We start from the raw sequence: 12,117 nt of genomic DNA on the forward strand, positions 1-12,117 counted from the left end.
TCAGTTGATGTTGTTAAAATAAGATATAGCCGTTTGTAACATCTGCGTCGCCGAAGGTACGTCCGGATTGGTAATAATTTTATTGGTGGTATATTCTTTCAATGTGCCGGCAGTGGTATTACCGATAGCAAAACATACAGTGTTTGCAGGTAATGTGTTCACTGTGAAATAACTTCTTACGCCACTTGGACTGAAAAAGAAAATGCCGTCATAATTGTTTGTTGTAACCGCTGGTATTGCTGTCGTTTCATAGACAACTATCTCCTGTACAGTGATATGGTGTTGATGTAGCAGGTCGGGCAGTTCGTTCCGGCGTATATTACCACAGAAGAAAACAACATTGCTGATATTTCCCTGTTCTATGATATGTGCTGCCAGTGTTGCAGCATTGGATGCGGTGGCTGTTACCTGTGCATCAGGGCGTCTTGCCAGCAGGGCTTCCAGTGTGGCCCCACCCAGGCAGAAGATCTGCCAGGTTGGATATATCAGCCGCACATTATTCACTGCATTCGCGCTGGTAAATATGACTACGCTGTTTTCCGGTATACTGTATGTTGCCGCAACAGGCTGTATGTGAATGAACTGAGCAACTGTAATATCCATACCTTGTTCTGCTGCTGCTGCGAGCAGTGACAGAGGTAATTCTTTCGTACTTAAGATGCTAACCTGCATTTCTTATTTGTGCTACGATTTTATCGCCGCCCTGTGCCAGTATCTTCTCAGCTGCGCTGATACCCACTGTAGCCGCATGTGTCAGGCTGGCTTCTTCCTGTATGGTCAGGAGTTCAGTACCGTCAAGACTGCATAATTCACCGGAGAAAATAATGGTATTATCTTTAATGAAAGCATAGGCACTGATAGGCGTCGTACATCCGCCCATGAGTGTACGTAAAAAGTCCCTTTCAATACGTGTGCATAATGCAGTCGTTAAGTCATTTAAGGGGGAGCATGCCTGCCTGGAATAATCATCTTCTCCACGGCAAACCACTACTACTGCACCTTGTGCAGGAGCGGGCAGCATCCAGTCTAGCTCTACTGAGTTAGCAGGGCGAACACCGATCCTTTCCAGTCCGGCAGTAGCAAAGATGGCACCGTCCCAGTTCTCTGCTGCTAGCTTCTGCAAACGGGTATTTACATTCCCGCGCAGGTTATGCAACTGATGCTGAGGGTATTTACGTAACCATTGCGCTTTGCGTCTTACACTGCTGGTAGCAATATTTGCTACTGTATTATCAAGAAAGGAAAGATCATTTTTATATACCAGCAAATCCTTCACAGGACCTCTTTCCAGCACTGCAGCCTGTATGATTCCTTGTGGTAACTGGGTAGGAACATCTTTAAGAGAATGTACGGCAATATCTATACGGCCGTTCAGTAAGGCGAGGTCGAGGCTTTTGGTGAAAATACCCTGTACACCTATTTCATACAGCGGAGTTACCAGGTCGATATCCCCTTCACTTTTAATAGGCACGAGCACGGTGGTATAGCCCTGTGCTTCCAGCAGGTCTTTTACTTTATTTGCCTGCCATAAGGCCAGCTGACTTTCCCTGGTACCTATCCTTATCTCTTTGTTCATGGTTTATTCCTGATTAACGCCTGTCTCAAAAATATCGTTGATCATTGCAATGTACTGATCGCTCTTATCTGTTTCTTTGCGCACTTTTCCGGCCATCAGGTTGATCATCTTCTGAATGATACGGGAAGACACGGCTTCCACATCTTCCAGGTTATATTGAGCGCTGTTCTTTTGTTGTTGTATTTCTTTTGTGTGGATTTCGTGTAGTTTATCTTTTACTGCTTTCAGCACTACTGCATGTTTACGCATCTTGTACCAGTAAAGGAACTCTGTCATATGCTCTCCGATAATTGCGTGTGCTTTAGGCACTTCCTGCAAACGCATCTGTAAAGTTTCATCCTGGATCCTGGACAATTCGTCCACATTGATCAGCTCTACATGTGGCAGATCATTTACTTCAGGAGCAACGTTGAATGGAATGGAGAGATCGATGATCAGTTTGGACGATGAGTTCGTGAAGTGAGCAGGTAATATGGTGGGTTCAGGTGCATTGGACGCCACTAATATAATATCTGCGGCCTCTAATTCTTCAGCCAGTTGTTCAAACGGCGCATAACGAAGTCCGTGTTGTCCTGCAAAATCTGCGGCCACAGTGGTGGTACGGTTTACGAGAGTGATCTGTTTCACGCCCAGGTAATCCATGATGTTCTTGGTAGTATTACGACCAATTTTACCGACACCTACCAGCAGGATCTTTTTATTGAGGATATCCGGTACTTTACTTTCCAGTAATCTTACGGTAGCGAAGGCAACGGAGACGGTGCCGGCACTGAGACCTGTTTCGTTCTTGATCAGTTTTGATACCTGTAACACGCTGTTGATCAGCCTTTCCTGGAAGCCGCCAAGGCAACCATGTTCTTTGGCGAATCTTGTAGCGGTACGTATCTGACCGATGATCTCATAGTCGCCCAGGATCTGGGAATCCAGTCCTGTGCCCACCTGGTAAAGGTGCCTGATGGCATCTTCCCCTGATTTGATGTATGAGAGCTGACTGAACAGATTGCAATCACCATTTGTTTCGCGGCAAACCAACTCTACCAGTTGCTGGGGATCATCGGCAAAGCCGTAGATCTCAGTTCTGTTACAGGTGGAAAGCACGAACACATCATCCATGTGTATAGCTTTCGCATCTTCCAGCAAGTGCTGGTATTGTGACTGATTAATAGCAAACGATCCTCTTATAGCAGCATCTGTTTTCTTATAGTTGATACCAACAATATGAAAATGGGCTATATCTTTTGAATAACTACCCTGCATTTTATTTTATAAGCTTCCGTTTGCAAAAGTACTTGCATACAACTGAAGAATGTCATGGAGCTGGTCATTAGTGTGTCATTTCTACCGCTGGTATCAGATACTACTGAAAAATGACTTTTATCAGTTAATGAGATGACAGCCGTTATAAACAATAGCATTCTTTAATTCAACAATTGTATGACATTTGGAGCGTTATTTACTGGTTACATTTGCAACAATTTAAAGCAAGGGATGGAAGCTAAATCTGATATAGGAATCATTTTGATGAACCTGGGTTCGCCGGATTCTACGGCCGTACCTGATGTTAAACGTTATCTCAACGAGTTTTTGATGGATGAGCGGGTGATTGATTATCCGTATCTGTTCCGTTTATTGCTGATCAAAGGGATCATCGTTCCCAAACGTGCGCCTAATTCTGCAGAAGCTTATAAGAAGATATGGTGGAAAGATGGTTCTCCGCTGGTGGTGCTGACAAAACAATTACAGAACGCTGTGCAGAATGATCTGTCTATGCCGGTGGAAATAGCGATGCGATACGGGAATCCTTCACAGGAGTCTGCCTATGAAAACCTGTTAAAGCATAATCCTGCGCTGAAGGAAGTGATCCTTTTACCGTTATATCCTCATTATGCGATGTCTTCTTATGAGACAGCAGTAGAACATGCGAAAGCTGTTTATCAAAAAAAAGGGTACAGGTTTAAGCTTACCATGGTACCACCGTTCTATAGTGAACCGGATTATATCAATGCCATGGCAGAGAGTATGCGCCCTTATTTACAACAGGATTACGACCAGTTATTATTCAGTTATCATGGATTGCCCGAAAGGCATATGACGAAGGCTGATCCTACACATAAACATTGTTTACAGGTAAATGACTGTTGTCATGTAGATTCTCCGGCGCATGCAACCTGTTACCGTCACCAGGTGTTCAAAACATCAGAGCTGGTAGCTGAAAAACTGGGTATACCACGTGAGAAATGGGCGTTATCCTTTCAGTCGCGTCTGGGACGTGAGGAATGGCTGAAACCTTATACGGCATTGCGTTTGGAAGAGTTGCCTAAAGAAGGGGTGAAGAAGTTGCTGATCGTGTGCCCCGCGTTTGTGTCGGATTGTCTGGAAACACTGGAAGAGATTGCAATGGAAGGAAAGAAGAGTTTCCTGGCAAGTGGCGGAGATAGTTTTACGATGATCCCCTGCATGAATATTCATCCGTTATGGGTGCAGGCAGTAGTGAAATGGCTTTCCGCATTACAGCATTAAAACATAGTTTCTTTCAGGAACAACTCAAATTACCACTTGTGAATACACAACCAGTTATTATTGCCGGCGCCGGATTATCCGGGCTCACAATCGCATATGAGCTGCAAAAGAAGGGGATTCCCTACCAGCTGATGGAGTCTGCACCACAGGCCGGAGGGGTCGTTAAATCGCTGCATATAGATGGTTATGAGCTGGATGCAGGCCCTAATTCCATAGGCGCCACGCCGGAAACAATTGCCTTCATAGAAGAACTGGGATTAAAAGATGTATTGATGGAAGCATCGGCTGCCAGCAAAAACCGTTTCCTGGTAAGGAATGAGCAGTTGCATGCGGTATCTCCTCATCCTCTTAAAATACTGCGTTCCGCGTATATCAGCGGAGGCGCTAAATTCCGCCTGTTTACTGAAAGGTTTAGAAAAGCGCGTAAAACAGATGATGAAGAATCTGTATCTTCTTTTGTGAACCGCCGCTTCGGCAGGGAAATAAACGAGTATCTGTTCGAACCTATATTATCCGGTATTTATGCCGGTAACCCGGATGATCTTTCCATAAAAGAGGTACTACCTATGCTGCCCGGCTGGGAGAAGGAATATGGTAGTGTAACCGCCGGATTAATGAAGAACATGAAAGCGATGGGAGGCAGGAAGATTGTTGCGTTCAAAGGTGGTAATGTGGTATTGACAGAACGCCTGTTTTCGCTGCTAACAGGCCCGGTGCGCTTTAATTGTGCGATTACAGGCATTACGAAGGGCGCTACGGATTATATCGTACAATACAATGAAAACGGTCATACGGCCATGCTAAATGCAGACAGGGTGATCTTTACGACTCCAGCCTATAGTACCGGCGCTGCAATTGCTTCTTTGGATATTTCCTTATCAACAGCGCTCAATAATATTCACTATCCTCATATGGGAGTGCTGCACCTGGGCTTTGGCGCGGAAGCGCTGGAGAAAGTACCCGCAGGATTTGGTTTCCTGGTGCCTCATGCAGCCGGTAAACACTTCCTGGGAGCCATCTGTAATTCAGCTATTTTCCCATCCCGGGCTCCCGAAGGGAAAGTGTTGTTCACTATTTTCATCGGTGGAGCAAGGCAGGAACAATTATTTACTGATTTAGGGAAGGAGAAACTGCAACAGACGGTGATCAGTGAATTCATGTCATTACTGGGCTTGCAGACACCCCCGGAATTACAACACTTTAACGAATGGCAGAGGGCCATTCCGCAACTGAATGTAGGGCATGCGCAAATTCGTCAGCATATAAAAGCTTTTGAACAGCAGTATCCAGGTATACAGCTGGCGGGTAATTATGTGACAGGGGTAGCCATGCCCGCTATAATGCAGGCTGCAAAAGGGATCGCATAATGACTCAGTTACATTTTGGGTGCAGGGCGAAGCCCTGCCATTCGCTTTCAATTTTTTGTGATGAGGCGAAGCCTCATCACAAAAAATTGCTCTATATGTTATCCACTGTGGAAAAGTAATTGACCTGCAAAAGCAGATGATCAAAGCACCCGGGGAATGAATGGCTCCCGCTGTTTCTATGGACTAATTTTGTTATTTTGCCGTAAAATAGTGGGGTGGATTTTTTACCAGATACATTTACAAACACTTTAGCAGCTTTGCCGGAGATAGATTTGGCAGCTTTTTTGCGTGTACATGCAGCAGGAGAGAAAATTACTTCCCTGCGAATTAATCCGAACAAAATAAGGGAAGAGGCGACAGCGCAAAAGGTGCTACAGTCTCTGGTCGATGCACCAACAAGTAAGGTACCGTGGTCACAGTATGGTTATTACCTGGCTACGCGTCCTTTTTTTACGTTTGATCCGTTTTTCCATGCGGGTGCTTATTACGTACAGGAGGCATCATCGATGTTCCTGGAACAGATAGTACGGCACGCATGCGATCTGTCGGCCCCATTGAAAGTGCTGGACCTTTGTGCTGCGCCGGGTGGTAAATCAACGTTGCTGCAATCGCTGATCAGTGAAGAAAGTTTGCTGGTGTCCAATGAAGTGATCAAGAGCAGGGCCGCCCTGCTGGCAGATAATATCAGTAAATGGGGCGCTGCGAATGTGGTGGTGACAAACAATGATCCCCGCGATTTCAGGCGTTTACCCGGATATTTTGATGTGATGGTGGTAGATGCTCCCTGCTCCGGTTCAGGATTATTTCGCCGTGATCCGGAATCTGTAGAGGAATGGTCGCCGGAAAATGTAGCTTTATGCAGCGAGCGGCAGCAGCGGATACTGGCAGATGCTTTACCGGCGTTAAAAGAAAACGGGATTCTCATTTATGCTACCTGTTCTTACTCGCGTGAAGAGGACGAAGCGATCATGGAATGGCTGGAAGATAATTTTTCTTTGGAAAATATTGCAGTACCGGTGTCTGCTTCCTGGAATATTGTCACTACTATTGCAGGTAAGAAGAAAGCAGAGGGATATCGCTTTTATCCGGATAAAGTGAAGGGAGAAGGATTCTTTATCACCTGCTTCCGTAAAACGGCCGGTGATGTGTTTGTGGCTAAAAAGCAAAAGGATATACTCACGCCGGTACCCAGAAAAGAACTGGGAAAAGTGTTACCATGGATGGAAGATCTGTCGGATGCTTTCCTGATGGAACACCAGGGGGAGGTGTTAATATTTCCGGAAAAGATAGCTCCTGCTGTGTCGTTATTGCAGCAGCACTTATATTTGCGGAAAGCCGGGGTAAAAGCAGGGCAACTGGCCCAGAAGGAACTGATCCCCGATCACCAGCTGGCCATGAGTACACTGGTATCATCAGCAACACCCTCTGTATCACTGACCCGTGAACAGGCTTTGCGTTACCTGAGAAAAGAAGACCCGCAGGTGACGGTCAATACCAGGGGTTGGACACTAATGCGTTATGAGGATATGCATCTTGGATGGGCCAAGATCTTACCCAACCGCATTAATAATTACTATCCTAAAGAACTCCGTATACTAAAGGATGTTTGAAGTGCATAAACCTCAAAACCTAAATAATTTTATAATTTCGTTACCCGAAAGGTACAAACAGCGTAGTATGGTAAAAACGTTCATGACAATTGTAGCAGGACTTGTATTATGTGTGGCAGGAGCAAATGCACAGGATATGTTGCAGGTTGAGGGTACTACCCCCGACCTCTATTTAACGCACACGGTAAAAAAAGGAGAAACATTTTATAGCCTGGGAAGGGCATATAGTATATCTCCCAAGGATATAGCTACAGAAAACAGTATTTCATTTGATAAGGGTTTGCAACTGGGGCAGACAGTGAAAATTCCTTTGAATAACAACAACTTCTCACAGAAAGCAGATGCGGTAACAGGGAATACACCTGTTTATCATAAGGTGGAAGAGAAGGAAACACTGTATCGCTTAAGCCTGAATCATAATAAAGTTCCTCTGGATAATATCCGTCACTGGAATAATCTGACCGGAGATGGTTTGAAGAAAGACAGTTATGTGATTGTAGGATTTCTGAAGAGTGGTGGTGGTATACCAGCTCCTGCTGCTCCGGCAACCACACCTGTGCCTGTGGCTACAACGCCGGTAAATACGCCGCCTGCCACGAAGCCGGAACCTGCTCCTGCCAAATCGGAACCAGTTGTTACTAAACCAGAGCCAGCTAAGCCGGAACCGGTTACAACCAAACCTGATACACCAGTAACTACACCACCGGCATCAACACCAGCCCCGGAGCCAGTGAAAACGGCGCCGGTTGCTTCGGGTTCTTTCGAACAACTGTACGCACAGCAGACCAGCAAGGGTAAAGTAACTACAGAGAAAGGCCCTGGTGGATGGTTTAAGAGCAATGCCGGTGCAGGTAAATATTATGCGCTGCATAATACTGCGCAGAGAGGAACTATCATCAAAGTAACCAATCCGCTGAACGGTAAATATATTTATGCAAAAGTGCTGGAATCCATTCCGCAGATCAAGCAGAATGCCGGACTTATCATTAAACTGAGTGATTCTGCGCTGGAAGCATTAGGTACCAGCGATACTAAGTTCTATGTAGAGCTGAATTACGAAGACTAAATTATTTCAGGGGGGAGCGCTTCTCCCTGCAAAAACCGCTTCTTTTTTTGTGATGGCGCTTTGAACCATCACAAAAAAAAGAAGCGGTTTTTTAGTTTGTAACTCTGTATCCTCTTAAAAAAGCTTCTATATCCATTTTCTTTTTCCCCTCTAACTGTATCTCTGACAAAGAAAGATAACCATCTGCCGCTGCAATTTTCAGATACGTTTTATTGTCTGTCACAAACTCTCCGGGAGCTACTTTAGGTGTAACATGTTCTTTCTCCGCCTTGAAAATTTTAATCCCTTTGCCCTGTAACGTAGACCAGGCAGCGGGATAAGGACTTAATCCCCTTATTAAATTATAGATCTGGTCAACAGGTAATTTCCAGTCGATCTGGCAATTCTCTTTAAAGATCTTAGGTGCATGTTTAACATCCGCAGCATTCATCTGTGCCTGCGGTTTTTCATGTGCATCCCCGGAAATTATTGCCTGTACTGTTTTTAACAACAACTGTGCACCTGTCTGCATCAGCTCATCATGCAGTTCCCCGGCAGTTTCATCATCCCTGATCGGCACTGCCTGACTGAATAACACATCGCCGGTATCAATCTCATGCTGCAATTTAAACGTCGTAACACCGGATTCTTTCTCTCCGTTAATGATCGCCCAGTTAATTGGCGCGGCCCCGCGATAATTGGGGAGGAGAGAGGCATGCACGTTGATAGTCCCCAGAGGAGGCATATCCCACACCAGTTCCGGTAACATACGGAAGGCCACCACTACCTGTAAATCAGCCTGTAAAGCCTTCAGTTCTTCCAGGAAGGCAGGGTTTTTCAGCTTCTCGGGTTGTAAAACTTTAATATTTTTGGAGACGGCATATTGTTTTACCGCACTTTCCTGTAACTGTAATCCACGTCCGGCAGGTTTATCAGGAGCTGTAATCACCGCTACTACGTTATATCCATTCTGTACCAGTATATCCAGTGAAGCCACTGCGAAGTCCGGTGTACCCATAAAGATGATCCTGGTATTATTCTGCATATAATAAATATTTCTTCCTCGTAGTTTTAAATCTTGTTAAACCTGGTTCCCAGCTTTTACGGATCTCTTCCTCACTTAACCCTTTTTTGATCTGTTCCTGCAGCATCGCATTACCTGCCAGTTTCTTAAAATAGGGGATAAAGAATTTTTCTTTATCAGGGAATAGTTTGTAAGCCTGTATCAGCCATTTCAACTGCACCCGTCCATCCATTTCAGCCCTTACCTGTTCCGGAGTTCCGGTAAGATTGTACCCGTAACAGGTAGTATCTTTCAGGGGAGGGTTTTTAGCGCCTTCAGTGCTGTGAGGCGTAAAAGAGAAGAGGTTTTTAGACAGCAGCGGAGAGCCGAATACCTGGAATGGCAGGTCTGTACCACGTCCCAGGCTAAAGGCCGTACCTTCAAATAAGCAGGTGGAAGGGTACAGGTAAATGGATGCCATATTGGGCAGATTGGGCGAAGGGCTTATTGGCAGCAGGTAAATAGTATGATGGTCATAATGCTGGCAATGAATAACCGTCAGCCGGCAGTGTACCTTATTCTTCAGCATTTTTTCCCCGTTCAGCATCCCTGCATATTCTCCTACGGTCATACCATGTACAATGGGAACAGGCTGCATGCCCACGAAGGAGCGGAAGGCTGTATCCAGGATAGGCCCGTCTACATAATGTCCGTTAGGATTGGGTCTGTCCAGTACGATCAGTGGTTTTTTATTTTCTGCGGCAGCTTCCATTAGCTCCTGTAAAGAGGAGATGTAAGTATAGAAGCGTGCGCCTACATCCTGTATATCAAACACTAAGATATCTACATCTTTTAAATCTGTTGCATCCGCCTTCCTGTGTTTACCGTATAAGGATACAATAGTAAGGCCGGTAGCGGCATCTTTACCGTTACCCACTTTCTCTCCGGCATCCGCTTTCCCGCGGAACCCATGTTCCGGACTGAATATTTTCTGGATATGTATGCCCAGTTTTAACAAAGAATCTACGAGATGTGTATGTCCTATGGTAGCAGTCTGATTGACCAGCAACGCCACCCTTTTGCCTTTCAGCAGGGGAAGGTATTCATTGGTCCTGTCGGCTCCGGTAATAACCTGGCTGCTGGCAGTAAAGCTGCAGGCCATCCATATAAATAACGGGATGATGATTTTATACATGGGCGTAAATTTACTTTAAATAGTCCATAGACGATAGACCTCTATAACCAATGCTAAGGCTGGTTCGTGGGTATATAAATTTTCTTACCTTGCAGGTATTAATCCAGTAAACACTTAATACTTTATTATTATGCAAGTTAAAAACGGAGATACGGTACGTGTACATTATCATGGCCGCCTGACCGATGGAACTACATTTGATTCTTCAGAAGGCAGGGACCCGCTGGAGTTCCAGGTAGGTGCAGGTATGGTTATTAAAGGCTTCGATAATGGTGTGATCGATATGAAAGTGGGTGATAAAAGAACCCTCGAAATTCCTGTTGATGAAGCATACGGCCCTAAAAACGCTGAGCTGATCATGGAATTTCCAAAAGATAACATCCCGGCTGAATTGAATCCGGAAGTTGGTATGGACTTGCAGATGAGCAATCCTGAAGGACAGGTATTCCCTGTAAAGGTAGCGGCTATCGGCAGTGAATTTATTACCCTGGATGCTAACCACCCGCTGGCTGGTGAAGCACTGGTGTTTGATATCGAGCTGGTAGAGATCAAATAGGAGTAAGTTATTACACAATAGAAAAGGTCACGTAGCAGTACGTGACCTTTTTATTTTTAATCATGTAGTAATACGATCTGTGTCGGTCTTTTCTGATCATCAATGGCCACAAAGGTAAAACTGCCTGATATGGCTCTTTCACGATGTGTGTTGTACATCTGTTCCACAAAAATATCTACTTCTACTTTCAGACTTGTTTTCCCTACATGCACTACTTTTCCCACGAGTTCTATAATGGTACCACCCGGTATTGCTTTCTTGAAATCTATACGATCGCTGGAAACCGTTACCATGCGCATACGGCTGAAACGTGTAGCGGTGATAAAAGCTGCTTCGTCCATGAGTTGCATCGCAGTACCACCGAAAAGCGTATCATAATGGTTTACTGTGTTTGGAAATACGGCTTTAAAGATGCGGGTAACTGATTCTTCAATCTGTTTTTCGTATGCCATGACTATTGTATATTTTTTGCATTATTGTGAGACAGTTGGCACACAGGCATTCTCTGTATGTTTCATTGATATAGGCACGCTCTTCTTCCGTTAATATCACCTGCTGGCACTGGCATTGGAGTATTGAACCAACCCGGCACTCAAAGGCTGTTTTACAGCGCGGACATGTTACGGTTTCATGATGGGCCATGCCCCAAAATTAGTCTAAAAAAAGGCCGTATCAAATTACTTTTGATACGGCCCTTTTTTTTAAATACAGTTGTTTAAAGCGAATGGATCGTAAAGTCGAACCCTGCATCAGTACTGATATTCTGCTTTCCATCAGCTGTATACACCGTTGCCTGAACATGGAAAATCCCAAATTTGTTTTCAAAGGCGCCATAGTGTACTACTGCCAGCACACTGGCGCCAGGCGCCAGGCTGTCCATTGCTTCAGTTGGCAATTCCAGTGGTGGGTTCTGGTCTCCACTCAGTACGAATTTCACCATAAAGCTGCCTGAATCCGTCTTACCCTTGTTGGCGATGGTGATACAGAAATCATAGGGTTCACCCTGTACAGGATCGGAAACAATGGTGGTACCGCCATCGTTGCTTACCCATGTGTTTTCTGTAGGAACGAGAGAGGAAGGATCTTCTGCTTTAGCTGTAGTGTCTGCATCTCCTGTGGTGCCGGTATCCCTGCTGTCCATACCGAAAATATCAGTAACGCCCTGGTTAGCTGTATCTGCTATTGTTCCACCCTGTGCATCAGGAGATCTGTAAAATGTAGTTTTCATGATTGTTATTTTTGGAG

At 45.0% G+C, this 12,117-nt stretch carries 13 protein-coding genes; 5 read left to right on the forward strand and 8 right to left on the reverse strand.

Annotation, left to right across the window (positions count from 1 at the left end; all coding sequences use genetic code 11):
- The 3 genes from GO495_RS03825 to hemA are packed head-to-tail and all read right to left on the reverse strand — an operon-like array spanning window position 1 to window position 2,833.
- Window positions 1-672 carry a uroporphyrinogen-III synthase gene (locus GO495_RS03825; RefSeq protein WP_157298357.1) on the reverse strand — a complete coding sequence of 224 codons (672 nt, stop codon included), beginning with the start codon at window positions 670-672 and terminating at the stop codon, window positions 1-3.
- Window positions 662-1,576: a hydroxymethylbilane synthase gene (gene hemC / locus GO495_RS03830; RefSeq protein WP_157298358.1), complete on the reverse strand. Its 915-nt coding sequence runs from the start codon at window positions 1,574-1,576 to the stop codon at window positions 662-664. The genes GO495_RS03825 and hemC overlap by 11 nt, the downstream gene beginning before the upstream one ends.
- Before the next feature lie 3 nt (window positions 1,577-1,579).
- Entirely contained in the window at window positions 1,580-2,833 is a 1,254-nt protein-coding gene (gene hemA, locus GO495_RS03835) for a glutamyl-tRNA reductase (RefSeq protein WP_157298359.1), read from the reverse strand.
- Window positions 2,834-3,064: 231 nt separating this feature from the next.
- On the opposite strand from hemA, the gene hemH reads away from it, so the two are divergent.
- The 4 genes from hemH to GO495_RS03855 all read left to right on the forward strand — a co-directional run bounded on the left by hemH (window position 3,065) and on the right by GO495_RS03855 (window position 8,139).
- Window positions 3,065-4,096, forward strand: a complete 1,032-nt coding sequence (gene hemH, locus GO495_RS03840) for a ferrochelatase (protein WP_157298360.1) — start codon at window positions 3,065-3,067, stop codon at window positions 4,094-4,096.
- Window positions 4,051-5,463: a protoporphyrinogen oxidase gene (gene hemG / locus GO495_RS03845; RefSeq protein ID WP_157298361.1), complete on the forward strand. Its 1,413-nt coding sequence runs from the start codon at window positions 4,051-4,053 to the stop codon at window positions 5,461-5,463. Before hemH ends, hemG begins: the two co-directional genes overlap by 46 nt.
- 215 nt (window positions 5,464-5,678) lie before the next feature.
- The gene (locus GO495_RS32510; RefSeq protein ID WP_338075356.1) at window positions 5,679-7,073 is read left to right on the forward strand and encodes a methyltransferase RsmF C-terminal domain-like protein; all 1,395 of its coding nucleotides are present in this window, start codon (window positions 5,679-5,681) and stop codon (window positions 7,071-7,073) included.
- A 67-nt stretch (window positions 7,074-7,140) separates the two neighbouring features.
- Window positions 7,141-8,139 carry a LysM peptidoglycan-binding domain-containing protein gene (locus GO495_RS03855; protein WP_157298362.1) on the forward strand — a complete coding sequence of 333 codons (999 nt, stop codon included), beginning with the start codon at window positions 7,141-7,143 and terminating at the stop codon, window positions 8,137-8,139.
- A gap of 91 nt (window positions 8,140-8,230) precedes the next feature.
- Here the strand turns inward: GO495_RS03855 and fmt are convergent, their stop codons facing one another.
- Window positions 8,231-9,163 carry a methionyl-tRNA formyltransferase gene (fmt, locus tag GO495_RS03860; RefSeq protein ID WP_240915144.1) on the reverse strand — a complete coding sequence of 311 codons (933 nt, stop codon included), beginning with the start codon at window positions 9,161-9,163 and terminating at the stop codon, window positions 8,231-8,233.
- On the reverse strand, window positions 9,153-10,316 hold the full coding sequence (locus GO495_RS03865; protein WP_157298363.1) for an exo-beta-N-acetylmuramidase NamZ family protein: 1,164 nt from the start codon (window positions 10,314-10,316) through the stop codon (window positions 9,153-9,155). The genes fmt and GO495_RS03865 overlap by 11 nt, the downstream gene beginning before the upstream one ends.
- Before the next feature lie 130 nt (window positions 10,317-10,446).
- Here GO495_RS03865 and GO495_RS03870 point away from each other — a divergent pair, with 130 nt between their 5' ends.
- Window positions 10,447-10,872, forward strand: a complete 426-nt coding sequence (locus GO495_RS03870; RefSeq protein ID WP_157298364.1) for an FKBP-type peptidyl-prolyl cis-trans isomerase — start codon at window positions 10,447-10,449, stop codon at window positions 10,870-10,872.
- A 56-nt stretch (window positions 10,873-10,928) separates the two neighbouring features.
- On the opposite strand, the gene GO495_RS03875 is transcribed toward GO495_RS03870, so the two are convergent.
- The 3 genes from GO495_RS03875 to GO495_RS03885 form a co-directional block, all read right to left on the reverse strand.
- A complete protein-coding gene (locus GO495_RS03875; protein ID WP_157298365.1) occupies window positions 10,929-11,324 on the reverse strand; it encodes an acyl-CoA thioesterase in 396 nt (131 codons plus the stop codon).
- A complete protein-coding gene (locus tag GO495_RS03880; RefSeq protein ID WP_157298366.1) occupies window positions 11,302-11,514 on the reverse strand; it encodes a cysteine-rich CWC family protein in 213 nt (70 codons plus the stop codon). The genes GO495_RS03875 and GO495_RS03880 overlap by 23 nt, the downstream gene beginning before the upstream one ends.
- A 73-nt stretch (window positions 11,515-11,587) precedes the next feature.
- Window positions 11,588-12,100 (reverse strand): CARDB domain-containing protein, encoded by a 513-nt coding sequence (locus tag GO495_RS03885; protein ID WP_157298367.1) that lies wholly within the window; start codon window positions 12,098-12,100, stop codon window positions 11,588-11,590.
- Between the last annotated feature and the right edge of the window lie 17 nt (window positions 12,101-12,117).

It is taken from the genome of Chitinophaga oryziterrae, assembly GCF_009758125.1.
Classification (GTDB): Bacteria; Bacteroidota; Bacteroidia; order Chitinophagales; family Chitinophagaceae; genus Chitinophaga; species Chitinophaga oryziterrae.

Excerpts from the sequence above, each read along its gene's own strand:
- GO495_RS03865 (WP_157298363.1), bottom strand. The coding sequence starts at position 10,316 with ATGTATAAAATCATCATCCCGTTATTTATATGGATGGCCTGCAGCTTT.
- hemA (WP_157298359.1), bottom strand. The coding sequence starts at position 2,833 with ATGCAGGGTAGTTATTCAAAAGATATAGCCCATTTTCATATTGTTGGT.
- hemC (WP_157298358.1), bottom strand. The coding sequence starts at position 1,576 with ATGAACAAAGAGATAAGGATAGGTACCAGGGAAAGTCAGCTGGCCTTA.
- hemG (WP_157298361.1), top strand. The coding sequence starts at position 4,051 with ATGGGTGCAGGCAGTAGTGAAATGGCTTTCCGCATTACAGCATTAAAA.
- fmt (WP_240915144.1), bottom strand. The coding sequence starts at position 9,163 with ATGCAGAATAATACCAGGATCATCTTTATGGGTACACCGGACTTCGCA.
- hemH (WP_157298360.1), top strand. The coding sequence starts at position 3,065 with ATGGAAGCTAAATCTGATATAGGAATCATTTTGATGAACCTGGGTTCG.
- GO495_RS03855 (WP_157298362.1), top strand. The coding sequence starts at position 7,141 with ATGGTAAAAACGTTCATGACAATTGTAGCAGGACTTGTATTATGTGTG.
- GO495_RS03885 (WP_157298367.1), bottom strand. The coding sequence starts at position 12,100 with ATGAAAACTACATTTTACAGATCTCCTGATGCACAGGGTGGAACAATA.
- GO495_RS03825 (WP_157298357.1), bottom strand. The coding sequence starts at position 672 with ATGCAGGTTAGCATCTTAAGTACGAAAGAATTACCTCTGTCACTGCTC.
- GO495_RS03880 (WP_157298366.1), bottom strand. The coding sequence starts at position 11,514 with ATGGCCCATCATGAAACCGTAACATGTCCGCGCTGTAAAACAGCCTTT.
- GO495_RS03870 (WP_157298364.1), top strand. The coding sequence starts at position 10,447 with ATGCAAGTTAAAAACGGAGATACGGTACGTGTACATTATCATGGCCGC.
- GO495_RS03875 (WP_157298365.1), bottom strand. The coding sequence starts at position 11,324 with ATGGCATACGAAAAACAGATTGAAGAATCAGTTACCCGCATCTTTAAA.